At 67.8% G+C, this 23,773-nt stretch carries 22 protein-coding genes and 1 riboswitch; of the genes, 9 read left to right on the top strand and 13 right to left on the bottom strand.

Annotated features, from left to right (window positions below; translation table 11 throughout):
• Position 1 precedes the first annotated feature (1 nt).
• The 3 genes from IEX71_RS07470 to IEX71_RS07460 all read right to left on the bottom strand — a co-directional run bounded on the left by IEX71_RS07470 (position 2) and on the right by IEX71_RS07460 (position 2,039).
• Positions 2–733, bottom strand: a complete 732-nt coding sequence (locus IEX71_RS07470) for a beta-phosphoglucomutase family hydrolase (RefSeq protein WP_188836334.1) — start codon at positions 731–733, stop codon at positions 2–4.
• A gap of 198 nt (positions 734–931) precedes the next feature.
• Entirely contained in the window at positions 932–1,756 is an 825-nt protein-coding gene (locus IEX71_RS07465; RefSeq protein ID WP_229749550.1) for a Clp protease N-terminal domain-containing protein, read from the bottom strand.
• A gap of 79 nt (positions 1,757–1,835) precedes the next feature.
• Positions 1,836–2,039: a helix-turn-helix domain-containing protein gene (locus IEX71_RS07460; RefSeq protein WP_188836332.1), complete on the bottom strand. Its 204-nt coding sequence runs from the start codon at positions 2,037–2,039 to the stop codon at positions 1,836–1,838.
• 172 nt (positions 2,040–2,211) lie between these two features.
• Here IEX71_RS07460 and IEX71_RS07455 point away from each other — a divergent pair, with 172 nt between their 5' ends.
• Together IEX71_RS07455 and IEX71_RS07450 are read left to right on the top strand one after the other, a co-directional pair.
• Positions 2,212–3,342, top strand: coding sequence for a serine hydrolase domain-containing protein (locus tag IEX71_RS07455; RefSeq protein WP_188836331.1), 1,131 nt, complete (start codon positions 2,212–2,214; stop codon positions 3,340–3,342).
• 51 nt (positions 3,343–3,393) lie between these two features.
• Entirely contained in the window at positions 3,394–4,230 is an 837-nt protein-coding gene (locus IEX71_RS07450) for an aldo/keto reductase (RefSeq protein ID WP_188836330.1), read from the top strand.
• A gap of 140 nt (positions 4,231–4,370) precedes the next feature.
• Here the strand turns inward: IEX71_RS07450 and IEX71_RS07445 are convergent, their stop codons facing one another.
• Genes IEX71_RS07445 through IEX71_RS07430 form a run of 4 tightly spaced genes read right to left on the bottom strand, consistent with a single transcriptional unit; the run spans position 4,371 to position 8,906 of the window.
• On the bottom strand, positions 4,371–5,237 hold the full coding sequence (locus tag IEX71_RS07445; RefSeq protein WP_188836329.1) for an ECF transporter S component: 867 nt from the start codon (positions 5,235–5,237) through the stop codon (positions 4,371–4,373).
• On the bottom strand, positions 5,234–6,829 hold the full coding sequence (locus IEX71_RS07440; RefSeq protein ID WP_188836328.1) for an ABC transporter ATP-binding protein: 1,596 nt from the start codon (positions 6,827–6,829) through the stop codon (positions 5,234–5,236). Before IEX71_RS07440 ends, IEX71_RS07445 begins: the two co-directional genes overlap by 4 nt.
• Positions 6,826–7,917: a CbiQ family ECF transporter T component gene (locus tag IEX71_RS07435; protein ID WP_229749549.1), complete on the bottom strand. Its 1,092-nt coding sequence runs from the start codon at positions 7,915–7,917 to the stop codon at positions 6,826–6,828. The genes IEX71_RS07440 and IEX71_RS07435 overlap by 4 nt, the downstream gene beginning before the upstream one ends.
• Positions 7,918–7,922: 5 nt before the next feature.
• Positions 7,923–8,906, bottom strand: a complete 984-nt coding sequence (locus IEX71_RS07430) for a hypothetical protein (RefSeq protein WP_188836326.1) — start codon at positions 8,904–8,906, stop codon at positions 7,923–7,925.
• 87 nt (positions 8,907–8,993) lie between these two features.
• A riboswitch (cobalamin riboswitch) is annotated at positions 8,994–9,124 on the bottom strand.
• A 76-nt stretch (positions 9,125–9,200) separates the two neighbouring features.
• On the opposite strand from IEX71_RS07430, the gene IEX71_RS07425 reads away from it, so the two are divergent.
• The 3 genes from IEX71_RS07425 to IEX71_RS07415 all read left to right on the top strand — a co-directional run bounded on the left by IEX71_RS07425 (position 9,201) and on the right by IEX71_RS07415 (position 11,516).
• A complete protein-coding gene (locus IEX71_RS07425) occupies positions 9,201–9,842 on the top strand; it encodes a nucleoside/nucleotide kinase family protein (RefSeq protein ID WP_188836325.1) in 642 nt (213 codons plus the stop codon).
• A 287-nt stretch (positions 9,843–10,129) separates the two neighbouring features.
• On the top strand, positions 10,130–10,645 hold the full coding sequence (locus IEX71_RS07420; protein WP_188836324.1) for an RNA polymerase sigma factor: 516 nt from the start codon (positions 10,130–10,132) through the stop codon (positions 10,643–10,645).
• A complete protein-coding gene (locus tag IEX71_RS07415; RefSeq protein WP_188836323.1) occupies positions 10,632–11,516 on the top strand; it encodes a hypothetical protein in 885 nt (294 codons plus the stop codon). Before IEX71_RS07420 ends, IEX71_RS07415 begins: the two co-directional genes overlap by 14 nt.
• A 30-nt stretch (positions 11,517–11,546) precedes the next feature.
• Here IEX71_RS07415 and IEX71_RS07410 read toward each other — a convergent pair whose 3' ends face one another.
• The 3 genes from IEX71_RS07410 to IEX71_RS07400 all read right to left on the bottom strand — a co-directional run bounded on the left by IEX71_RS07410 (position 11,547) and on the right by IEX71_RS07400 (position 14,546).
• Positions 11,547–12,074: a GNAT family N-acetyltransferase gene (locus IEX71_RS07410; RefSeq protein WP_188836322.1), complete on the bottom strand. Its 528-nt coding sequence runs from the start codon at positions 12,072–12,074 to the stop codon at positions 11,547–11,549.
• A 289-nt stretch (positions 12,075–12,363) separates the two neighbouring features.
• Entirely contained in the window at positions 12,364–12,837 is a 474-nt protein-coding gene (locus tag IEX71_RS07405) for a hypothetical protein (RefSeq protein ID WP_188836321.1), read from the bottom strand.
• A 356-nt stretch (positions 12,838–13,193) separates the two neighbouring features.
• Positions 13,194–14,546 (bottom strand): HNH endonuclease signature motif containing protein, encoded by a 1,353-nt coding sequence (locus IEX71_RS07400; protein WP_188836320.1) that lies wholly within the window; start codon positions 14,544–14,546, stop codon positions 13,194–13,196.
• Positions 14,547–14,875: 329 nt separating this feature from the next.
• Between IEX71_RS07400 and IEX71_RS07395 the strand changes: the two genes are divergently transcribed.
• Positions 14,876–15,397 carry a GNAT family N-acetyltransferase gene (locus IEX71_RS07395; RefSeq protein ID WP_229749548.1) on the top strand — a complete coding sequence of 174 codons (522 nt, stop codon included), beginning with the start codon at positions 14,876–14,878 and terminating at the stop codon, positions 15,395–15,397.
• A 17-nt stretch (positions 15,398–15,414) separates the two neighbouring features.
• Here IEX71_RS07395 and glpK (IEX71_RS07390) read toward each other — a convergent pair whose 3' ends face one another.
• Complete coding sequence (glpK, locus tag IEX71_RS07390) at positions 15,415–16,926, bottom strand: glycerol kinase GlpK (protein ID WP_188836319.1); 1,512 nt, start codon at positions 16,924–16,926, stop codon at positions 15,415–15,417.
• Positions 16,927–17,018: 92 nt separating this feature from the next.
• On the bottom strand, positions 17,019–17,792 hold the full coding sequence (locus tag IEX71_RS07385) for an IclR family transcriptional regulator (protein WP_188836318.1): 774 nt from the start codon (positions 17,790–17,792) through the stop codon (positions 17,019–17,021).
• A gap of 180 nt (positions 17,793–17,972) precedes the next feature.
• Here IEX71_RS07385 and IEX71_RS07380 point away from each other — a divergent pair, with 180 nt between their 5' ends.
• The 3 genes from IEX71_RS07380 (at position 17,973) to IEX71_RS07370 (ending at position 22,395) form a co-directional block, all read left to right on the top strand.
• Positions 17,973–18,935, top strand: coding sequence for an MIP/aquaporin family protein (locus IEX71_RS07380; protein ID WP_188836317.1), 963 nt, complete (start codon positions 17,973–17,975; stop codon positions 18,933–18,935).
• Between the two features lie 78 nt (positions 18,936–19,013).
• Positions 19,014–20,531: a glycerol kinase GlpK gene (glpK, locus tag IEX71_RS07375; RefSeq protein ID WP_188836316.1), complete on the top strand. Its 1,518-nt coding sequence runs from the start codon at positions 19,014–19,016 to the stop codon at positions 20,529–20,531.
• Between the two features lie 136 nt (positions 20,532–20,667).
• Positions 20,668–22,395, top strand: a complete 1,728-nt coding sequence (locus tag IEX71_RS07370) for a glycerol-3-phosphate dehydrogenase/oxidase (protein WP_188836315.1) — start codon at positions 20,668–20,670, stop codon at positions 22,393–22,395.
• Between the two features lie 133 nt (positions 22,396–22,528).
• Here IEX71_RS07370 and IEX71_RS07365 read toward each other — a convergent pair whose 3' ends face one another.
• Complete coding sequence (locus IEX71_RS07365) at positions 22,529–23,671, bottom strand: PQQ-dependent sugar dehydrogenase (RefSeq protein WP_188836314.1); 1,143 nt, start codon at positions 23,669–23,671, stop codon at positions 22,529–22,531.
• Positions 23,672–23,773: the final 102 nt, after the last annotated feature.

The following is a 23,773-nucleotide window of genomic DNA, read 5'->3' as shown; positions in this document are numbered from 1 at the left end:
CTCAGCCTTTCTGAATGAGTTCGGAGAGGTCTTGTACGACGAGGTCGGCGCCGTTCCGCTTCAGCTCGTCAGCGTGCCCGACGCGGTCCACTCCGACGACGAAGCCGAAGTTGCCCGCGCGGCCGGCCGCGACCCCGGACGTCGCGTCCTCGAAGACGACTGCCTGATCCGGCGACGCACCAGCGAGTTTCGCGCCGGCCAGGAAGGAGTCCGGTGCCGGCTTGCCCTTGATGTGTTGCTCGGCGAGTGTGACCCCGTCGATCCGGCCTTCGATGTACCGGTCGAGACCGGTTACCTGTAACACCATCTGTGTGTTGGCGCTCGAGGACACCACGATGCGACGAAGTCCCTTCTCCTGCGCGAGCTGCAGATAGCGCCGGCTACCCTCGTAGACCTCCACACCGTTGCGTTCGATCTCTGCCTGCAGCCTGGTGTTCTTCCGATTGCCCAGTCCCCAGACGGTTTCGGCATCGCCACCGTCGTCCGGTGAGCCGTCGGGCAGCTGTATGTCACGCGACGCCAGGAAGTCACGCACACCGTCCTGCCGCGGTTTCCCGTCGACGTACTTGTTGTAGTCGCCCTCGGTGAACGGCTGAAATCCCTTGCCGTCCTTGGCCTCCAGGTACTCGTCGAACATCTGCTTCCACGCCTTGCGGTGCACGCTCGCAGTGTCGGTGATGACTCCGTCGAGGTCGAAGAGGCAGGTGGTGATCGAGTCGGGCAGTCCAAGCATCGAACGTTCCTTTGTCACGTCGGCAGTGGTGCGTCGCGGTCCAACCACCCCAGCCGCACCGCTGATTCGGCGCGCCCGGGGCTCCCCGCAGGTTAGACCCGGAACGGCCGTCGTCAAGGACGTTCGTGCGGGGTTTCCGAAGACACGTGAAGACCCGGCGCCGCGCGCGATGCGCGGAGCCGGGTCTCGAGGTGGAAGTCAGGCGGTCGCGCGACCCGCCAACGCGTCGACCGCCGCGCGCAGCGCGTCGGGGTTGTCGGCGGCGTCGATCACCGCGTCGACGGCGGGGTCACCGCTGCCGAGAATCGCTGCGAGCACGACGCCAGCACTGAGTCCTCGCTCGTGATCGCAGGACGCCGACTGTGCCGCCCTCAGCTCACCGCGCAACCCGCGCAGCAGGCGCCGCATGCTCGGTGTCACCTGCTCGAAGCGGCGACTGCGGGGACCACGACGGCCGCGGCCACCCGGGCCGAATCCGGCGAATCCGCCACCGAATTCATCGCGGAGCGTCTCGGCATCAGGCCCCCAAGGACCCCGGCCCCAGGGTCCGCCGTGGTGCGGTCCGGGGCCCCGGTGTTCACCGCGGTCATGCCGATCGTCCCGCCGGTCTTCCCGGCGCTCGCCACGCGCGCCGCCGTCCGGTCCACGCTCGCGCCGGCCACGCCCGCGACGCTGGCCCCACCGCTCGGTGATGTCCTCACCGAAGGTGTCACGGACGGCGTCACGCACCTTGTCGAGGTCGGTGCCGATGGCCTTCAATGCCTCCCGGTCCTCGTCCAGGTTGTCCGTCGCCTCGTCCGGCGCATCGCTGTCATCGTCGTTACGGCGGTCGTCGTGCTTCTCTGCCACCACACGCCGCGCCCAGTCGTACGTGACGCCTTGTTCGGCGAGCAGCTCGTATGCCGTACCTCGCACGTTGGACAGCAGCCCGAGCAGGAGGTGGTCCGGCCCGAGCAACTCGTGGCCCAGCTCTCCTCGCTCCTCGACCGCTTGCATCATCGCTATCCGTATCTCAGAACCCATTGATCGAAACATTGTGTCTCCCTGAAGTTTGTTGTCTCCCAGCGTGTTTCGCTGGACATGCACCGCGGTGAGCAGTCGCTCACGAGTGCTTCTGATGAACGGCCTGTCGACTGACCTGCAGGACATCGGCGATGGCCTGCCAGCTCCAGCCGCGCTCCCGGGCGTTGCGCACCTGCACGTCCTCCAACCGGTCGGCGAGGACTCGGAGCGCGCGCACCGCGGCGAGACCCTGCGCGGGGTTCGTGCTCGCGGCCGCTTCGGTGAGCTTCATGTCGTCGTTCATGTGTCAATGAAACCTGACATCCTGAAGTATGTCAAGAAAACCTGACAACACGGTGTCTCTGCCGAGTGACGGCTCTCTCGCTGAGCGACGGTCCGATCCGACCGTCGCTCAGCGAAGAAGCCGTCATTCGGCGTGGGGTCCGAGGTGGGTCAGCACCGCATAACCTCGGTGCATGCCGCTTCCCGGAGCCACCCGAGCCGTCGACCGCGCCATCGCCGACCGGCGCATCGCCGGAGCAGTCGTGCTGGTCTCCCGGGACGGTGAGCTGGTCCACGAGCAGGCTGCCGGGATGGCCGACCTCGAGTCCCAGACTCCGATGACCCCGACCACGGTCTTCCGGCTCGCGTCGGTGACCAAGCCCGTCACTGCCGTGGCCACGATGCACCTCGTCGAGCAGGGTGCCCTGGATCTGACGAGCCCGATCACACACTGGTTGCCTGACTTCCGCCCGACGCTGGCCGACGGCTCGGAGCCGGACGTCACGGTCGATCACCTGCTCACCCACACCGCCGGCCTCGCCTACCGCAAGGCAGAGCCACCCGGCAGCGACTACGACCGATTGGAGGTGTCCGACGGACTCGACCGGACCGACCTGACCCTTGCCGAGAACCTCGCCCGCATCGGACGCACCACCCTGCGCGCCCTCCCGGGCACCGAATTCCGTTATTCCCTCGCGTATGACGTGCTCGGCGCGCTCATCGCGGCGGCCACCGGCACCACGCTGCAGCGCGCCTTCCATGAGCTCATCAGTGAACCGCTGCGTCTGCACAGCCTCGGGTTCTCTGTGGGCGAGCGGACCCCGGTCGCCACGGCATACAGCGACGGCCTGATCCCCATCACCGATGAGCCGATCCCCAATGGCATCAACGTGTCTCGCTACTCCCCCGAGCGCATCTTCGATCCGACCCAGTGGCCGTCGGGTGGCACCGGCGCGGCGGCCCACGCGCACGACATACGGAGCATCCTGGACACCGTCGCACTCGGCGGCGGCACCCTCCTGCGCTCGTCGACCGTCGCCGAGATGTATGCCGGACGGATCAGCCAAGAGTTGACGCCGACGGTCCGCGAGTCCTTCGGCCGCGGCTGGGCTGTCACGTCACCCGACACCAGCCCGCTGCTCGGGCTACCGGTGCATGCGGTGCACTGGGGTGGTGTCTACGGCCATTCCTGGTCGATCGATCCGGCGACCCGCACCGTCGTCGTCGCACTGACCAACACCACGCCGGAGGGTATGGCGGGGGCCTTCCCGACCGATGTCGCACGAGCCGCACACGTCGACCTCGCCGAAGGCCGCCTCGACTGAGCTGGTCGACGCACTCGATCTCGCCACTTGGTCGCGCGTAGCGTGGTCTCGATGAGCACTCCGACATACGCACTCAATGACGGCACGACCCTTCCGGCGATCGGGTTCGGCACCTATCCGCTCAAGGGTGAGGACGGCACGGCCGCGATCACGGGCGCACTCGACGCCGGCTACCGGCTGCTCGACACCGCGGTCAACTACGAGAACGAAGCCGAGGTGGGCGAAGCGCTGCGCCGCTCCGAGGTGCCACGCGGCGAGGTGCGTATCCAGACCAAGATCCCTGGCCGTCACCACGGGTATGACGACGCGCTCGCCTCCATCCGAACATCCCTCGAGACCCTCGGCGTCGACAGGATCGATGTGCAGCTCATCCACTGGCCCAACCCGAGCGTCGGCAAGTTCGTCGAAGCGTGGAAGGCACTGGTGACGGCACAGCAGGACGGCCTGGTCACCACCATCGGCGTCTCCAACTTCACCGCGGAGCACCTGGACCGGATCATCGCCGAGACCGGGGTGACACCCGCCGTCAACCAGATCGAGCTGCACCCCTATTTCCCGCAGGTCGACATGCGAAAGACCAACGCCGACCTGGGGATCCGCACCGAGGCGTGGAGCCCGATGGGCAAGCGACAGGCGCCCTTCGACGCGGCGCCGGTGGCCGACGCCGCGCGCGCCCACGAAGTGACTCCGGCACAGGTCATCCTGCGTTGGCACCACCAGCTCGGTTCACTCCCGTTGCCCAAGTCCGGCACACCGGAGCGTCAGGGAGCCAACCTCGACATCTTCGGCTTCGAATTGTCCGATGCTGAGATGGCGGCCATCACCGGCCTCGGCCGACGGGACGGGCGCCTCTTCGGCGGCGACCCGAACACCCACGAAGAAATGTGAACACCGCGCGCCAATCCGCCGGCCCCACTCGCCGAGAGGACAGCAAATGATCGAGGGGACAGGCAAAAACAGCTCAGACCGCCTGATTTCCCTGTCCCCTCAGTGTGTTTCCCATCCCCTCGGCGAATGGGGCCGAGGGCTCAATCCGCGCTGCGCACCAGGTCGTATGACGCCCGCCGTGCCGCACGCCGCAGCACCACCAACACCGGCCGCCCCAGCACGGCGATGGCGACCGCGTTGGTGATGGCCCGGCCGGTGTCCCACCCGCCGGTCGAGGTGACCAGCGTGTAGACCCCGAAGCGGTGCAGGTTCTCCAGCAGCGAATACGCCGAGGAATAGGCAAGATTCGCGTGCCCGGAGATGTCCGCCCCAGCGAGGAACGGCCAGCTGTAGAGGTTCATCAGCGCACCGAAGAGGTATGCCGAGACGATGCCGTAGCCGATGAGCATGACGATCTCGCGCGTCCCCCGCACGCGACGGGGCAACAGCCCGGCGCCCATCCCGATCCACGCCGAGCACAGCATCTGAAAGGGCAACCACGGCCCGACGCCCGCGGTGATCAGTGCCGACGCGAAGAGCGAGGTGCAGCCGAGCACGAAGCCGAAGCCGGGGCCGAAGACCCGGCCGGCCAGGATCAGCAGGAAGAAGACCGTCTCGATCCCGCCGGTCCCGCCGCCGGTCGGTCGCAGTGCGGCGTCCACCGCCGAGAGCACACCGAGCATCGCCAGCGCCTTGGAATCCATTCCGCCGTCGGCGAATTCGGCGAGTATGACGAAAACCAGCAGCGGCAGAGTGACCGCGAAGATGATCGGGGCATCCGTGACATGCGCGGACCCGGACGCGTCGTGATGGGTGAGCAACGGCCAGCAGAACATCGCGAGACCGGCGATGCTGATCAGGACCAGCATCACGGCGGACCGAGCACGCAGCGGGACCGCGTGGCCACCCAGCGTTGTCACCAGGTCCTGTCCGTCGCCCGCGGTGCGCGCTGCCGTCAGCGACTTCATCCGAGCTCCCTCGAGTCGCCCAGCGCACGAGCGACGTCCCGCACCGTCAGGAACTCCTGTGGTGCCAGCACTTTGGCGACCTGTGGCGCGAAGATCGGCGACGACGCCACCACGTCAGCGGTTGGCCCGTCCGCGATCACATCACCGTCGGCGAGCACGACGACCCGGTCCGCGAGACCCGCGACGAACTCCACGTCGTGCGTCGCCACGAGCACCGCGTGCCCGTCGCGGGCCAGCGTGTCCAACTGCTGCGTCAGCAACGCCTTGGCCGTGTAGTCGAGTCCTCGGGTCGGCTCGTCCAGCAGCAACACACGCGGCCGGCCGGCCAGTTGGATCGCGAGCACCAGCGAAAGACGCTGTCCTTCGGACAGGTCACGCGGATGCTGTCCGTCGTCGATGCCCGGCGCCAGATGGTCGAGCAGGGCGCGAGCCTCCGGCCCGGCCGCAGCACACTCCTCACCTACACTTTCCAGATAGAGGAGGTCCGCGGCCGTCTGCGGCACGAGTCCGATCTGCGGTCCACTGGTGCTCCCCCGCTTCGCGTCGCCCGACGTCTCGACCCCATCGACCAGCACGGAGCCGGCGCTGCGCGGACCACTGCCCTGCAGCGACCACAACAGCGAGGACTTGCCGGAGCCGTTGCGGCCCATCAGCGCGGTGACCGTCCCTGCGGCCAACTGCAGGGTGACGTCGCGCACGGCGACCCGCTCGCGATATTGCACCGTGACGCCTTTCGCCCGGAGCGCCACGTCACCCGCCGGCCGCGCCCGAGGCGACGGATCAGCCAGGCGCCCGCGCAGCGGACGTGCTGCCCGCCGTGCGTCTCGCACCGACAGTGGCAATGGCGTCCAGGAGCACAACCGGCCCAGCTCGACCACCGGCGGAGCGACCGGCGCATCGATCATCATCGTCGCCGGATCACCACTGCGCACGACACCGCCGCCAGGCATGGCGATCACCGAATCGGCATACTGGACAGCCCTTTCCAGCCGGTGCTCGGCCATCACGACCGTCGTGCCGAGGTCGTGCACGAGGCGGGTTATCGCCGCGAGCACCTCCTCCGCAGACCCCGGATCGAGCGCCGACGTCGGTTCGTCCAGCACGAGCACCCTGGGCGCGGTCACCAGCGCGGAACCGATGGCGACCCGCTGCTGCTGCCCACCGGAGAGCGTCGCCAACGACCGCCCACGCAGCGCCGCGATGCCGAGCAGGTCCAGCGTCTCCTCGACCCGCTTGCGCATGGTCGCCGGTGCGACGCCCAATTGCTCCATGCCGTAGGCGAGTTCGTCCTCCACGGTGTCCGCGACGAAGCCTGCGACGGGGTCCTGGCCGACTCGGCCGACCACGTCGGCCATCTCCCGGGGCGGGTGGTCGCGGGTGTCCATGCCGGCGACGACGACGTTGCCGGACAGGCGGCCGCCCGTGAAGTGCGGCACGAGCCCGTTGATGGCACCGAGTAAGGTCGACTTGCCGACGCCGGTGCGACCTATGACGAGCGCGAGCTCGCCCTCCTCGATGTGCAGGTCGACGTGTGCCAACTCGGGCGGTCGATCGTCGGCATACCGGATCGACAGGTCACGCAGCTCGATCACGCGGGCACCTCCTCGTCGAGACCCTGTATGGCGCTGGGCGGCGACACCACTGCCGCCAGCAGGCCGATCACCGCGGCCATCAACGGAAGCAGGTCCACGACCGGCCAGGTCGCCGGTGTCGTCGACGGGTTCAGATGTGCCGGAGCGTACTGCCCTGCGAGGATCATCAGCCCACCCGCCGCCAGACCACTGGCAGCGACCGCGCACGCCGTCACGCCGAACGGATCCACCCGGTAGCGGGTCACGGTGCGCTCCCGTGCGGAGAACGCGAGCCCGACGGCGGCGAGCGCGACGCCGAGCACGAACGCCGGCCAGCGGAACGCCGCCGGCGCGCGGTCGTCGAGCACACCGAAGACACCGATGCAGACTGCGATCAGCCCGGCGACGGTGAGCACGCCGAGGATCCGGCGCGTGCGCACCGGGGTCGGCCCGCGCCGGCCGTAACCACGCGAATCCATCGCAGCAGCAAGGAGAAGCGAGCGGTCCAGTGCATCGGCGAGCACCGGCACGATCATCCGTCGCACGACGTGCCACTTCCGGCCGCCGCTGTCCGGCCGCAGCCGTTGCGCCCGGCGCACCCGCCCGATGCTGTCGGCGATCTGCGGGAAGACCGACACCGCGACGACCACGACCGTGCCGATGTCGTAGAGGGCGATGGGCACGACCTTCAGCAGTCGCTTCGGGTTGGCCAGCGAGTTGGCCGCGCCGATGCAGATGATCATCGCGGCGAGCCGAAGGCCGTCATACAGACCGTCGAGCACGTCCGACAGGTGAATGGGACCGAGCAACGAAACACCGGCTGCCCAGTCCGGCAACGGGATTCGCGGCAGGTCGAGCAGCACGGTTCCGCTGCCCGACGCACCGAGGAAACACCGGAACGCGACACGCACCACGACGATGAATGCCCCGAGCAGGAGGTAGACCCGCAGCGACCGGGCCCACGGTGCATCGCCGCGCCGCAGCACCACGACGAAGCACGCGACACCGATCAGCAACAACAACAGCAGCGGGTCGGTCGTGAACGACGCCGCCACCGCCAGCCCGATCGCCCACAACCACCAGGCGACCGGGTGGACGGGAGCGGGCAAGCGTCTCACTCGAGGTTGCGCCGTCGGATGATCGCGACGACCCCGCCGCCGATGGCGAGCGCCGCCAGCACGCCGCCGCCCACGACGGTGGTGGCGTTGATGCTGGAGGACTTCTTCTTCGAGTCCTTGATCAGGTCGTCACTGTTGCTGAGCGGTTGTCCGCCGGCATCGACGGCAGCGCCGCTCGACGCACTGGTGGATCCGCTCGACGCACCCGCCGAACTCGAGCTGCTGTGCGACGACTTGGACGCACTCGCGGACTTCGACGCGGACCTGCTCGCCTTCGCGGCCTTCGCCTTGGCTTCGGCCTTCCTCTCGGCGGCCGTCGACGTCGTCGACTTCGGCTGGGAGCCGGCGGACGTGCCGCCGTCGTGCTTGGACGGCGCCGGGTCGTGCCTCGGCGCGGTCGTCGTCGTATGGCGCGGAGGCGCCGGTGGCTGGGTCGTCGTGGTGGTGGGTTTCGGTGCGGTCGGACGGGACGGCGCTGCGCCGGGTGCGACGTTCGAGCCGCCCTCGCTGAACGACCACCCCTCGAATCCGCCCGGTATGACGTGGCTGTTCGACAGACCCTCCTGGCTGTAGCCCCAGGACCCACCGTTGGAGGCCTGCCAGTAGCTCCAGTAGGCCTTGCCGGGCGGCATGCGGACGCACTGCTCGTGGTAGCCGCCGGGCAGGTCCTGCGTCGCCGTCGGCTTGCCGTAGATCCGGCATGCCACGGACAGTCCCCCGTCGCGCGTGCCCTCCACCGGGATCCCCGCTGCCTGCAGGGCCTGGAGTCCGGTCGCGCCACTGCCGACCGGCGAGCAACGGATCGCGACACCACCACCGAGGTTGCGGAAGTCCACCACGACGGTGACCCCCGAGCTGGTTTTGCAGTATCCGTTGTAGCCGGCCGCCTGCGCGGGCGCGGCGGATCCGACATACGCGAACGTCGTTGCCGAGGAGGCGAGCGCGACGGCAGTTGCCGATCGCACCAGGCGGCTGGCCATGCGGGCGATGTCCTTTCGTATCAGGACTCGTGTCGCGACTTCCCGCGTGCGACACGATCTCGCCCGCGACTGCAGTCCTCGACAGTCGATCCGGTGACGGGCGGCGCAGGTATTCCGACTCGTGGCCGACCGGCCACTCACGGCTGCGGGACAGCGTCGGATTTGCACCGACTTCCCCTGCGCGCACCTGGACGCCCGACACGGGCGTCAGCCCAAAACGGTAGCACCGCCGGACGGCGCTCCGGAACGAGCACAGGCTTGTATGGCGCGCTCCGATGCCGCAGAGTCTCGCGGGTGACCTCCGATCGCACGCTCTCCGCCGCCACCGCCGTCGCGGCACTCACTGAGCCGGCCCGACGGGGCGACCGCGTCGTCGTCGGGCTCACCGGACCACCGGCCACGGGCAAGTCCACGGCCGCCGAGGTGCTCGCCGCCGGCTGCCGTGAGCGCGGCCTGCGCACGGTCGTGGTGCCGATGGACGGCTTCCATCTCGCCCAGGCGGTGCTCGACGAACGCGGCTGGGCGCCGGTCAAGGGTGCGCCGCACACCTTCGACGCCGCGGGGTACGTCGAGTTGCTCGCCCGGATCCGCCGCGAGCGCGACCGCACGGTGTGGGCGCCGTCCTTCGACCGGTCGCTGGAGGAGCCGATCGCCGGAGCGATCGAGGTGTCCCCGGCCGCGCAGGTCGTGCTGACCGAGGGCAACTACCTGCTGCTGCCGGACGAGCCGTGGTGCGAGTTGCCCGGTCTGCTGGACGCGATCTGGTATGTCGAAACCCCCGACGAGCTCCGCCGCGACCGGCTGATCGCGCGGCACCGCAGCTACGGCCGCAGCCTCGCCGAAGCATCGGAACGCGCGCTGGGTTCCGACGAGCGCAATGCCGAGGTGGTGCGGTCGACGCGGGACCGCGCTGACGCCATACTCCTGCTGCCGTGAGGCCATCACCGGTGTGACCGACCGCACGGCGTCGCCGCGCCATACCGAGCAACCTCGAGGGGGTTCACACGTCTTCCCACCGTGAGGTGCAACGCGAGAACCGACGCCCGGCGGCCGGTATCCGGCCCGTCGCGGTGCGGCGTTCCCTCCTGCAGCGATGAATCGTTAAGGTCTGGGCGAGGGGTTGAGGTGTCGTGACACTCACTGCACCCTCCGTGTATGCCGAGAGGCCGTATCGCTTGGGAGGTCGGATCCATGACCCTGGATCGACTCCTGCGCACGATGCGATGACGGCGGACCCACCGGTCGACCTGGCCGAGCTCTACCGCACGCACCACCTGCAGATGGTGCGTCTCGCCCGGCTGCTCGTCGACGACACGGCGAGCGCCGAGGACGTCGTGCAGGAAGCCTTCCTGGGCATGCACCGTAACCGCGGAGCGTTGCGCGACTCGCGGGCGGCCGTCGGCTACCTGCGGCAGGCGGTCGTCAACCAGTCGCGCTCGATGCTGCGCAGGCGGCGCACGGTCCGCGCGCATCTGAAGGTCGCCGAGCCGGAGATCGCACCACCTGCCGACAGCGAGGTGATCCTCGCCGAGGAGCACCAGGAGGTGTTGCGGGCGGTCGACCAGTTACCACCGCGACAGCGTGAGGTGCTGGTGCTGCGCTACTGGTCGGAGATGTCCGAGGCGGAGATCGCCGACGCGCTCGGCATCAGCAAGGGAACCGTGAAATCACAAGCAAGTCGCGCGATGGCGACACTGGCCAAGATCATGCAAGGAGGCGAAACCGATGGATCCGTCTGAGCAGCACGACAACACCGACGACCTCGAGCGTCGCCTGCGTGCGGCCTTCACCGCGAAGGCTCTGCAGATCTCCGACGCCGACCTCGACCACGACCGCGAGGACGAGGTGGCGGCCGCGCTGAGCAGCCAGCACCGGCGCCACCCGGGGACTCGTTGGTTCGCCGGCATCGGTGCCGCAGCTGCGGCTGCTGCGATCGTCGGGGTGACCTTCATCGGTTTGCACGGCGACGGTCAACGGCAGGTCGTCAACGGCCTGCCACCTGCCAGCACGACGGCGTCCTCGAGCACGTCACCGAGCGGCGCCACGACGAGCAGCCCGTCCTCCTCGTCCGGGGGGCTGGTGACGCCGTTGCGCCACCCGGCCTATCAGAGCAAGGGGCCGACCACGACGTTGCCGACGTCCGGCGATTCGACCGCGTCGTCGGCACCGAGGTCCGAGACAACGACCCCTCCCGAAGCGACCCGCACCGCGATGTCCGGTGGCTCGAGCACGATGTCGACTCCGTCGAGCTCAGCGGACTCGTCGATGTCGATCGCCGCTCATCAACCGCCCGCGATGCCGAGCGGCCTGCCCCAGTCCAAGGCGCTGGATGACCGTGAGTATGTCGGCGCCGTGCCGCTGGACGACCCGTCCGGTGGCGCGAAGCGGATGCTGTCGATGCCGTCGAAGACCTCGTGGCAGCGCACCGCGGAGAGCGGCAACAGCCTGACCGTCCGACTCACCTATCTGCCGACCGACATCGAGGCCTACTGGCGGCAGACGTTGCCGAGCCAGGGCTGGGTCGCCGACGGCGCCGGCTGGAAGTACCCGGGCACCTCGTATGCCGTCAGCCCGATCACCGACAAGGGCAGCTTCACCGTCACCTGGTGATCGTGTTCCGGTTCACCGTCCGGTGCGGCTTCACCCCAGTCCGGTGAACGGCTCGGGGTAGACGACATCGCCGCGCAGGGTCGGGTCGTTCGGGTCGTATGCCGTGAGCAGCCGGACCTGGGCCGCGGTGGGCGGCGCCCAGTCGGCGAGCGGCAGCGTCAGTCCGTGGTCGCCCGCGTAGGCGAATCCCCTTGCGCCGTAATAGGTCGGGCTTCCTTCAAGGACGATGAGCGGCTCGTGGGCTGCATCGGCAACAGAGGTGGCAGCTTCGATGAGGGCCGTGCCGATGCCGCGCCGTTGGTGATCGGGAGCGACCGCGAGTGGCGACAGCATGACGATCGGCCGGTCCTGATCGTTGCTGCGAATCCAGCAACCGTCGACCATGACGTGACCCACGATGTCGTCGCCCTCGACGGCTACGAACGACATGGCCGGCCGATAGCAGGCGTCGTCGCGGATCGCGCGGACGAGATCTGCCTCCATCTGCTTCCCGAACGCCGCCCGTACGAGTGCGTCGATCGCGTCGAAGTCAACGGGTTGCTCCAGGCGAATCTTCACCCGGGCAGTCGAGCACAGTCGTCGTATGCCGCGCGATCGATTTACGCACGATGCCGCTCGCACGCGGAACCCCAGCGGCACCGACGGTGGCAGTAGAGATGCCGGACATCACCCCCGATGACCGATCCGCTAATGGGTCGATTCCCAGCGAATCTCGCCGTCTACGACAACTTCAGTTGGCGGCATGCCCAGCATGCTGCGACATCGTCGAGATCTTCCTCGGCCGTCACACTCACCAACTGACCAGGACGTATCGCATTTGCTCCTCATTGGAGACGAGCGCCAAGACTCACCTGGCAGATGTGTCAATCTCGCCCGCCCACAGGACGAGCGTCATTTCTTGCGTCTCAAACATGAGACTCACCCCCACAGTCTGGTTCACCTCATCGCGTACCGGGGTCGCGCGCATCAGCGGCTCTCCGACGCAGCCCACGAACGGCACCTCGCCGGTTGCGTCTCGCAACACCCACCGCCCTGCATCGTCGTAGAGATACTGGCTCATCCAGCCTTGATCATCGGCATCGGTGATTGAGCAGGACAAGGTCCAGTCGCTTGCCCCGTCCAGATGTAGGTCCAGGTCGGACTCGAACCGCATGTGCACCGAGCCAGCCGATGGTGTCCGGAACGAGCCGTCCGTCGACTGCCACGCGAAACGGTCGACGGACTGCAGGCGAGACCCGATCAACTCGTCAAACATGGGTGCAGCCTGCCAGAACATCACCGGACCGCGCCGATGAACGATGTCGGCCGAGACAGTACGCAAGTGCTCCTTAATGTGTCGCGCGACGGCGTTCGTAGCTCTACCGTTTGTGCCGAGCCCGCCCAAGGCGCGTCTACCCGGTAAGGGTGCGTCCTGCCCGCCGCGCGGAGAGGGTGGCTGCCCGTTCGAGCCGGGCCGGGTCCGGGGAACTCACGTCTCGGCGGGAGATGTCGGGGTTCCCACACAAGTCTGTCCGGGTGCCGGTCCCGGAGGTGACTCCTCTCACGCAACCCATACGTGAGTTCACTGCATTCGCCGCCGCTCGATTCCGACTTCGAACGAAGCCCGAATCGTCGGTGGCGCTCGCTGAGATCCCATCGACGGCGATGTCGAGACTCACCGATACGACCAAGTGGGACTCAGGCCACTGCGGTGTGGTGGCCGGGCATCTGCCCGGGTGTGAGGTCCCAGCGCACGCCGTCGGGCTCGACCGTCGCGGTGTAGCCCTGTCGGTGCACGGTCTGGTGGTGTCGGCAGCACAGCAGTGTCGCGTTGGTCAGGGAGGTTTCGCCTCCGGCCCACCAGGGTCTGACGTGGTGGATTTCGCAGAATCCTGGTGGCCGGTCGCAGCCGGGGAAGGTGCATCCGCCATCTCGCAGGATGACTGCCGCGCGGATCGCTTTGGTGGCCAGGCGTTCTCGCCGCCCCACATCCAGGGGTTGGCTGGGGCCGCCGAGCACGACCGGGATCAGGTCCGCCGAACAGGCGAACCGTCGGGCGGCGCCGGCGTCGACGAGGTCGCCGGTGGGGGTGGTGGCGCCGTGCCCGGCGAGCAGTTCTTGCAGTCCCATGGTGAGTAACACGGTGGCCGCACTTGCCTGGGTGCCTTCCCCGGTCGCTGCGCGTGCGCCGGCACCGACGAGGTCCATCAACGCGTCCAGGCGGCGTTTGCCCGGCGACCGCTCATCCCGGACCTGCTCACCAGCGCCTGTGGATGGGCCAGGACACTCGGGTGCATTGTCGGCGCCAAGGCCGAATGCCGCACCCGTACCGCCAGCACCGCTCGATCCCGAGGGCGCATGGGGCCTCGATACGCCGGCTCCCCCGCTACGCTCCTCCGCCGCTACTCGACCCGCATCCGGTCGGGGTGCGGAATTGGCGTTGATCGCTTCCTTCAGAATCGCGGCGTTCGCCGGCGACAACTCCGCCACCAGGCGCGTCATCCCCGTCGCGGTGGTCGACCAGGACAAGGATTCGGTCCGTTCGAGTTTCTCGTCATCCTTGGAGAGTTCGTCCGGGGCGAATCTGTCGATGATCCGCCGAGTCAGTTTCGTCAGACCATCACACCCGAGCGCGGGATCGATCTGCAGGAACCAGCCCAACACCTCGTCACGTTCCGCGGTCGGGATCACCGGCCCGACTTTGTCCGCCTGGGCCAACGCGGTCCGCGCGGACTCCACCGAACATGACCCCTCCAGCAACGCAGTCGTGATCACCGTGTTCTTGCGGTGCTGGCACGCATCGGCAACGGACGCCATCGCCCGGACCGTCCGCGGCTCCAAACGCGTCCCGCCGGTCAGCCGCCCGGCGATCCACTGGCCGGTGGTGGCCGCATCCGACCTCGTGACCGCGCCGCGGTCGACCGCGTCCGCAGCCACGATCGTGCCCACCTGCGACGACCGACCCTGCAACCGCAACAGGACCGACATCAACTCGGCCTCCTGGTCCTCGCCGAGCTGGTGCAAAGCCGCCGGGATTTCGTCCAACAACACGGCCACTGCCTGTACCGCAGCGAGTAGTTCCGGTCCCCGACCCGGCTCCGCAGCAGGGGCACCATCCAGGAGCGAATGCCTAATGCTCATGACGTGAACCCCCTTCCCCTGTAAGCATTTTCGCTACTCTCAGGATACCGGAAGGGGTAGTCAACGGCTAGTGTTTCATCGAACTCATTTCCGCTAATTGGATAGCGCGGCGACTCCGGAGCGGCGCCGAGGTCAGCCGCACAGGACCACCCAACGCAACATCACGACCCCGCCCGCGAAGAACGATTCAGACCGAAATACACACCGGATCAGAACGACGATGTGATCGAATGCCGCCCATGGGCGCGAAGACAACCATCCGGAGGCCGACAGCCGCCGAGATCGGCGAGCTCCCCGCGCTGGAAGTCGAAAGCTACCTTTCCTATGCAGACATCGGAATGAGCGAGGTTGCCGTGGGAAACGAACCCGACGTTGGCTTCCTCAGCGATGCGTTCTACGCGGACAACATCCGAATTGCCCTGTGCGACACGGATATTGCTGGTTTTATCGAATACCGGACTCTCGACGAGACGCTCTACATCGCCGGGGTGAACGTGAGGCCGCGCTTCCTGGGGCACCGCATTGGCGCCCTACTCCTCGAGGCAGCAGCCGAATTGGCGACGGCACGCGGCCTACATCGACTGTCGCTCACGACGTTCCAGGACGTTCCGTGGAATGCGCCTTATTACGAGCGTCTCGGCTGGCGAACCCTCGCCGAGGAAGAGACGTCGGCCGGACTTCTGGCTATTCGCGCTCGCCAACGCGACGCGGGTTACGAACGGTGGCCGCGCACGACCATGGTCAAGGACCTCAGCAGCTGACCGGACTAATCGAGGCGTCACCCGGCCGCGACACTGCCGTCTCCCAGTGTCCGCCCGACCGCCGAGCGCCACGCCGCGCGCTGGGACTCCCGCACCTGCGGCGACATCTGCGGGTCCCACTGACCGGCCCGGTGCCAGTTGCGGCGCAACACCTTGATGTCCGACCAGTAGCCGACCGCGAGCCCGGCGAGGTATGCCGCCCCGAGACTGACGGTCTCGCTCATCGTCGGCCGCACCACTGACACGTCGAGCACGTCCGCGACCATCTGCATCATCAGGTGGTTGGCCGTCATACCGCCGTCTGCGCGTAGGGATTTCAGCGGCACACCGGCGTCCGCGGCCATCGCTTCCACGACATCATTAGTCTGCCACGCACACGACTCGAGCACGGCACGTGCCAGGTGACCGGCGGTGACGAAACTGGTCAGCCCGGAGATCACACCGCGAGCGCCCGAGGACCAGTACGGCGAGAAGAGCCCGGTGAATGCCGGCACGACAACGCACCCACCGCTGTCGTCGACCGTGCGCGCGAGTGTTTCAATCTCGGGTGCGCTGCGGATCAGACCCAGCCCGTCGCGCACCCACTGGACAAGCCCGCCCGCCACGGCGATCGACCCTTCGAGCGCGTAAGCCTTTGTGCCGTCAGCCAATTGGTAGGCGACCGTAGGCAGCATGCCGTGCGTGGACGTCACGATCTCGTCGCCAGTGTTCATCAGCAAGAAGGCGCCGGTGCCGTAGGTGCACTTGACTTCGCCTGCCTCGAAACAGGTCTGCCCGAAGAGTGCACTCTGCTGGTCCCCGACCGCCGCAGCGACCGGCACACCTGCGAGCGAGCCTGTCGCCGTCCCGACGATCGTCGACGACGGCACGATCTTCGGCAGGATCGCCCGAGGAACGTCGAAGAACTCGAGCAACTCCGAATCCCAGTGCAGACTCTCGAGATTCATCAGCAACGTACGGCTCGCATTGGTCACGTCCGTGACGTGTATGCCGCCGTCCGGGCCACCGGTAAGGTTCCAGATCAGCCATGTCTCCATGGTGCCCAGCAGCAGGTCACCGCGATGCGCGCGCTCCCGCAACTCCGGCCGGCTGTCCATCAACCAGGACAACCGCACCGCAGTGAAGTATGACGCCGGCGGGATGCCGGCCCGTTGCCGGAAGAAGTCGGCACCGGGGTCGTCCAGCAGGTGGTCGGCGACCGACCGGGTGCGCGTGTCCTGCCAGACGATCGCCGGGCAGACCGGTCGACCGGTCGTCCTCTCCCACAGCACGAACGTCTCCCGCTGGTTCGCGACACCCACCGCGGCAACGTCGGCGACCGAGATCCCGAGGTCGGCGAGCGCCTCGGGTATGACGTGCCGCGTGTTGTGCCAGATCTCCGCCGCGTCGTGTTCGACCCAGCCGGGCTGAGGGAAGATCTGCCGGTGCTCGCGCTGACCCATGCCGGCCAACCGGCCGTGCTGGTCGAAGATCATCGCCCGGGTCGAGGTGGTGCCCTGGTCGATGCTGAGGACGTAACGCGCGGCCATCTGTGAACCTCCTCGAAATGTCTGTTACCGAAAGTCGGGGTCCCCGCGAAGTATTCGGAGGAACGTAGTGGGGGAGAAACTTCGTGGGGTGGCTACCACCGTTTCGACATGAGAGCGTGACTCGTGCCCCGGGCTGCCTCGTCCAGGGTCCTCAGGACGTCCTTGCGCGCGCTGCGTGCGGGGGTCAACACCTGCTCGGTCGAGCCGCGCACGCCGAGCGAGGCCACGACCGTGCCCCCGTGACTCCGTACGGGGACCGCGACGCCCGCTCCGTCGGTGCCGGAGCCGCCGGTGTCGACGGCGTAGCCACGGGATCGGGTCAACGTCACGTCGTCGCGCAGCCGGTCACCGCTCTTGGCTGAGCGCTCGGCACGAAGCAGGCTGTCGAGCACCTGCCCGCCGATCGGGCTGAGGGCGAGCAGCATCTTCCCCTCCGCGGTCGCCGCGAGGTCCACCTCGTCGCCGATCTCCACTCGCTGCGGTGCGGGCGATGCGCTGAAGACGTGATGGGCTGTCAGCCCGGACGTGATCTCGGTGGGCTCCGTCTCAGGCAACACCACAAGGCGTGCGGCCAGCCGGGTCCGAGCCGCCAGGCCGTCGACCCAGTTCGTTGCACGCGACCGCATCTCGTTGATGTCCATGGGTTTTGAGCGATCGCCCAGGACCTCCGCCGCAAGCAGGTAGGCACCGCTCGCCGGGTCCTGCTCGACGAAGCCGACCTCGACGAGCGTCCGCAGTATGCCGTGCACCGTGCTCTTGCTGAGCCCCAGCGCACCGGACAGATCGCCCAGCACCCGGCCGTGACCGGCGGCGAGCAGACGCAGGATCGCGGCCGCCCGTTCGACGGATTGCACGCGTCCCGGCATACGGCGAAGCGTAGGTCCGGATGCGCCATTCGACAATGTCGAACGGTTAGGACACCCGACCAGTCCGGACGGATCTACCTTGAGGCCACGCAGGTGATTTGTGACGCAGTTCACACCGTCGGAAGGCAGGCACATCATGAGACGAACAGGTTCACGACTCCTCTCCGAGGCGGCTGAGCGATGAGCGCCATCACCGCCCCGATGAAACGCGGGTGGGGACTCAAGCAGATGGGCGGGATGTGGGGTGAGTGCGCCGCCGAGTTCCTCGGCACCTGCGTGCTGATCCTCTTCGGAGACGGCGTCGTCGCGATGGCGGTCGCCGCGCTGCCCGGATCGGGCCGCGCCCAGAGCGCCACCACGATCTTCCTCGCCTCCGGCGACTGGTTGCTGATCACCTGGGGCTGGGCGTTCGCGGTCTGCTTCGGCGTCTACATCGCCGGCGGTGTCACGGGCGCGCACCTGAACCCGGCGGTCACCCTGGCGTTCGCCGTACGCCGCAAGTTCCCCTGGCGCAAGGTGCTGCCCTACTCGCTCAGCCAGATCGTCGGGGCGTTCGTCGGCGCCGCGCTGGTCTGGTGGAACTATCACGACTCGATCAACGCCTACGACCATGCGGCCGGGAAAGCCGGGGCGGATCTGGTCAACGGACACACCAACGCGACGTTCTCGATCTTCGCGACCTTCCCGTCCCCGGCGTTCAACGGATCGATGTGGGGTCCGTTGCTCGACCAGATCATCGGCACCGCGTTGCTGCTGCTGTGCATCGCCGCGCTGGTCGACGCCCGCAACACCATCGTCAAGGCCAACCTCGGCCCACTGCTGATCGGCTTCGCCGTCGCGGCCATCGGCATGAGCTTCGGCGCCAACGCCGGTTACGCGATCAACCCCGCGCGTGACCTCGGCCCGCGCATCCTCGCCTACTTCGCCGGATTCGGTGAGCTGGCACTACCCGGAACCGTCCACGGGCCAGGCGGTTTCAGCGGCTACATGTGGGTGCCCATAGTCGGACCACTGATCGGTGGTGTCGTCGGCATCGTGATCTACGACGTCGTGATCGGCAGGGCGTTGGACGCCCGCGCCGCACTCGGCGCGCCGGAGGAAGCGCCGGAACAGGTTCCGCCGATCGACGACGACATCGACTGAGTCCGACGGCGGATCGGGCGCAAGCCTGATCCGCCACCCTGAACACAAAGCAACAGCAACACTTCTGTAGGAGAAAACATGCCGGACTTCGTAGGCGCCCTGGACCAGGGCACGACCAGCACCCGCTTCATGATCTTCGATCACGGGGGCAACGAGATAGCCAAGCGGCAGCTCGAGCACGAGCAGATCATGCCGCAGGCGGGCTGGGTCGAGCACAGCCCGCTGGAGATCATCGACCGGACCCGCACCGTGATGGGCAGCGCGCTCGCCAACGCCAATCTGCACGCCAGCGATCTGGACTCGATCGGGATCACCAACCAGCGCGAGACCACCGTCGTCTGGGACAAGAAGACGGGGCGTCCCTACTACAACGCGATCGTCTGGCAGGACACGCGCACCGACAAGATCGCCTCCGCCCTCGAACGTGAGGGCAAGGGCGACGTGATCCGGCAGAAGGCGGGAATCCCGCCGGCCACGTACTTCTCGGCCGGCAAGATCAAGTGGATGCTCGACAACGTCGACGGGCTCCGTGCGGCAGCCGAGCGCGGGGACGCGATCTTCGGCAACACCGACAGCTGGGTGTTGTGGAACCTCACCGGTGGCACTGACGGCGGCGTGCACGTCACCGACGTCACCAACGCCAGCCGCACCATGTTGATGAACCTCGAAACCCTCGACTGGGACGACGAACTGCTGGGGTTCTTCGACATACCGCGCTCGATGTTGCCGGAGATCCGGCCCAGCTCGGACCCGAACTTCTACGGGACGACGCTGCGCAGCGGCCCGATCGGCGGCGAGGTGCCGCTCGCCGGAGACCTCGGCGATCAGCAGGCGGCCACGGTCGGCCAGGTGTGCTTCGCACCCGGTGAGGCGAAGAACACCTACGGCACCGGCAACTTCCTGCTGATGAACACCGGGGAGGAGATCGTCCGCAGCAAGAGCGGGCTGCTCACCACACCGGCGTACAAGTTCGGCGACAGTCCTGCTGTCTACGCACTCGAGGGTTCGATCGCGGTGACCGGTAGTGCCGTGCAGTGGTTGCGCGACCAGCTCGGCATCATCTCTGGTGCGGCCGAGACCGAGCAGCTCGCTCGGCAGGTGAAGGACACCGGCGGCATGTACTTCGTGCCGGCGTTCTCCGGGCTCTTCGCGCCCTATTGGCGCTCGGACGCGCGCGGCGCGATCGTCGGTATGTCGCGCTTCAACACCAACGCGCATCTCGCCCGGGCGACGCTCGAATCCATTTGCTACCAGAGCAAGGACGTCGCTGACGCCATGGAGAAGGACTCCGGCGTGAAGCTGGACGTGCTCAAGGTCGACGGCGGCGTCACCGCCAACAGCCTGTGCATGCAGCTGCAGGCCGACATCCTCGGTGTCTCCGTGTCCCGGCCGGTCGTCGCGGAGACGACCGCGTTGGGCGCGGCATACGCCGCGGGCCTGGCGACCGGGTTCTGGAACAACACCGACGAGCTGCGCGCCAACTGGAACGAGGACCAGCGCTGGGAGCCCGAGTGGAACGACGAGCAGCGCTCCACCGGGTATGCCGGCTGGCAGAAGGCCGTCGAGCGCACACTCGACTGGGTCGACGTCGAGTGAGATCACCTTCGACCCGGCATCTCGCGGTCGGTTCGTGCATCCACCCGCACGAACCGGCCGCGAGTTGTCCGCGTCACATACCTACAGTGGAGAACACCGGTCGTCGTCAGGCGGCCGGCGGCCAGGAGGAATTTTCATGGTGATGCAGCCCAACAGCGCCCGACTCGGGCCCGAAGAGCGCGTGCAGGCGTGGAAAGACCTGCAGGAGCGCGAATTCGACGTACTCGTCATCGGCGGAGGCGTGACCGGCTCCGGCGCCGCACTCGACGCCGCGACCCGCGGACTACGCACCGCACTGGTCGAGTCCCGAGACTTCGCCAGTGGCACCTCGTCCCGCAGCAGCAAGCTCTTCCACGGCGGGCTGCGCTACCTCGAGCAGATGAATTTCGGCCTCGTCGCCGAAGCGCTGCGCGAGCGTGAACTCATGCTGACCACCATCGCGCCGCACCTGGTGCACCCGGTCTCGTTCCTCTACCCCCTGTCCCACCGCGGCTGGGAACGCCCTTATGTCGCAACGGGTTTGGCCATGTACGACCAGATGGGCGGCGCTCGCTCGGTGCCTCGCCAGAAGCACCTCACCCGCGGCGGTGCGCTGAAGCTCTTCCCCAGCCTGAAGTCCGACTCACTGGTCGGCGCGGTCCGCTACTACGACGCGCAGGCAGACGACGCTCGGCACACGATGACGGTCGCGCGCACCGCTGCCCACTACGGCGCCGTGGTCCGCAGCTCGACCGAAGTCGTGGAGATCGTGCGGGAGGCCGACCGGGTGATCGGTGCCGTGGTCCGTGACGTCGAGACCGACGAGCGGGTGACGGTGCGCGCGAAGGTTGTGGTCAACGCCACTGGTGTCTGGACCGACGACGTGCAGCGCATGAGCGGCGGCCGCGGGCGTTTCCGGGTGCGCGCCTCCAAGGGCGTGCACATCCTGGTCCCCCGCGACCGGATCGCCGGCGAGGTCGGCCTGATCCTGCGCACCGAGAAGTCGGTCCTGTTCGTCATACCGTGGGGCCAGCAGTGGCTGATCGGCACGACCGACACCGACTGGACCCTCGACCTGGCACACCCGGCAGCCACGGCTTCGGACATTGAATACCTTCTGGAGCATGCGAATTCGGTGCTTTCGACGCCGATCACCAAGGACGACATCCTGGGCGTGTATGCCGGTCTCCGTCCGCTGCTCGCCGGGGAGAGCGAGGACACCAGCCAGTTGTCCCGTGAGCACGCCGTCGCTCGGCCCCAGCCGGGGCTGGTGGCGATCGCGGGCGGGAAATACACGACCTACCGCGTGATGGCCAAGGACGCGATCGACATCGCCGGCAAGGACCTCGGCGAGATCAAGGAGTCGGTCACCGACCGTGTGCCACTGGTCGGAGCCGACGGGTATGCCGCGATGCTCAACCTCACCCGGGAGCTGTCCGAGCAGACCGGTCTGCCGCCGTGGCGGATCGAACATCTGCTCAACCGCTACGGATCCAAGCTCGACGAACTCCTCGCACTCACTGCGGAGGACGAGACGCTGCTGGAGCCGGTGAAGTCAGCGGAGACCTACCTGCGGGTGGAGCTCAAGTACGCGGTGACCCACGAGGGTGCGCTGCACCTGGCCGACGTACTCGCCCGACGTACCCGTATGTCGATCGAGACCAAGCACCGCGGCGTCGATGCGGCCGAAGAGGCAGCCGACATCATGGCGCCGCTGCTGGGTTGGACCGAGGAGCAGAAGCGCACCGAGATCGAGACCTACCGCGAGCGCGTCGCCGCCGAACGTGCCTCGCAGGAGCTCGACACCGACTCGGAGAGTGACGCGGCGCGCCTGCGTGCGCCGGAGATGCGGCAGGGCCTGCGGCGCGTCACCGCGACCAAGTAGCGGCACCCGCTGGTCGAGTAGCGACGAAGGAGCGTATCGAGACCCGGGCGACGCAACGCGCCCGACGGACTGGCTACTGTCGCGAGTTGTTCGCCGTTCCCACCGGAATCGGACGTATAACTCGCGACAGTAGCTACTTGTCCGTGCTGAGCGATGTGGGATCCACCCGCAGGATCCGGTCGTCCCCGGGCCGGGGGTCGCCGCGAGTGTCGGTGTTGTTGGTCAGCACCCACAACGATCTGTCGGGTGCCACGACGACATCCCGGAGGCGCCCGTAGGTTCGCACGAAGTGCTGCGTGGACGCCGACGGGTGCGAGACCGGCACGGTGATCAGCCGCTGCCCGCCGAGTGCCGCTATGTAGATGGTGTCGCCGAGGACCGCCATACCGCTCGGACTGGCCTCGGACGTCGGCCACTGCTGCACCGGGTTGCGATAACTGGTGGACCCCGTGCCGCGAGGAACGAGCGACGTATCGAAGTCCGTCTTCGCACGACCCTCGCGCACCGGCCAGCCGTAGTTTCCTCCGCGGACTATGACGTTGAGCTCGTCCCAGGTGTTCTCGCCGAACTCCACCGCGAACATCGTGCGGTCGGCGGCCCAGGCCATCCCCTGCACGTTGCGGTGCCCCATCGACCACACCGGGCTCCTGACGAACGGGTTGTCGCCCGGCACTCCCCCATCGGGCTCGAGCCGAAGTATCTTGCCCGCCAAACTGCTTCTGTCCTGGGCCAATTCACGTTGAGTGCTGTCACCGGTCGAGACGTAGAGCTTGCCGTCCGGGCCGAACTCGACCCGCCCGCCGTTGTGCACCACACCGGCCGGTATGCCGTCGAGGATCTGCTGCCGCCCGGTGAGGCGCACGGCACCTTCGCGCTTCGCGCAGCGATAGCGGACCACCCGGTTGGTGTCGTCGTCGCCGGTGTAATAGACCGCCAGCCAGCCGTCGTGCACCGCCATACCGAGCAGACCGCCCTCGCCGCCGTGCTTGACTCCCGGCACCGTGAGGACCTCGCGCAGCTTGCCACCGGAGAGCTGACGGATGCGGGCATCGTCGCGCTGGCTGATCAGCGGCGCGCCGTCGACCCACACCACGGACCAGGGCGCCTTGAGGCCCGTGACGACGTCGGCCACACCGGAGCGCGACGTCGACCCCTGTGAGGCGCTTGCCGAATCAGTAGGATTTCCAGCGCTGTCCGCGGTGCAGGCACTCGTCGCAGCCACCAGAGAGGTCGCTCCGAGCACGCCCAGGACGGCGCGCCGACTCGGTTCTGTCATTCCGTGCACAGCCGCCACCTCCGGTCACCGGGCCGTGGCCCCAGCCTAAACAGACCGCCCGGCGGCGGGTTTTCGTCATACAGGGCACGCACAGGGTGGACA

It is taken from the genome of Flexivirga endophytica (assembly GCF_014640635.1).
Lineage (GTDB): Bacteria > Actinomycetota > Actinomycetes > Actinomycetales > Dermatophilaceae > Flexivirga > Flexivirga endophytica.
This window is presented reverse-complemented; position numbering and strand designations above follow the sequence as displayed.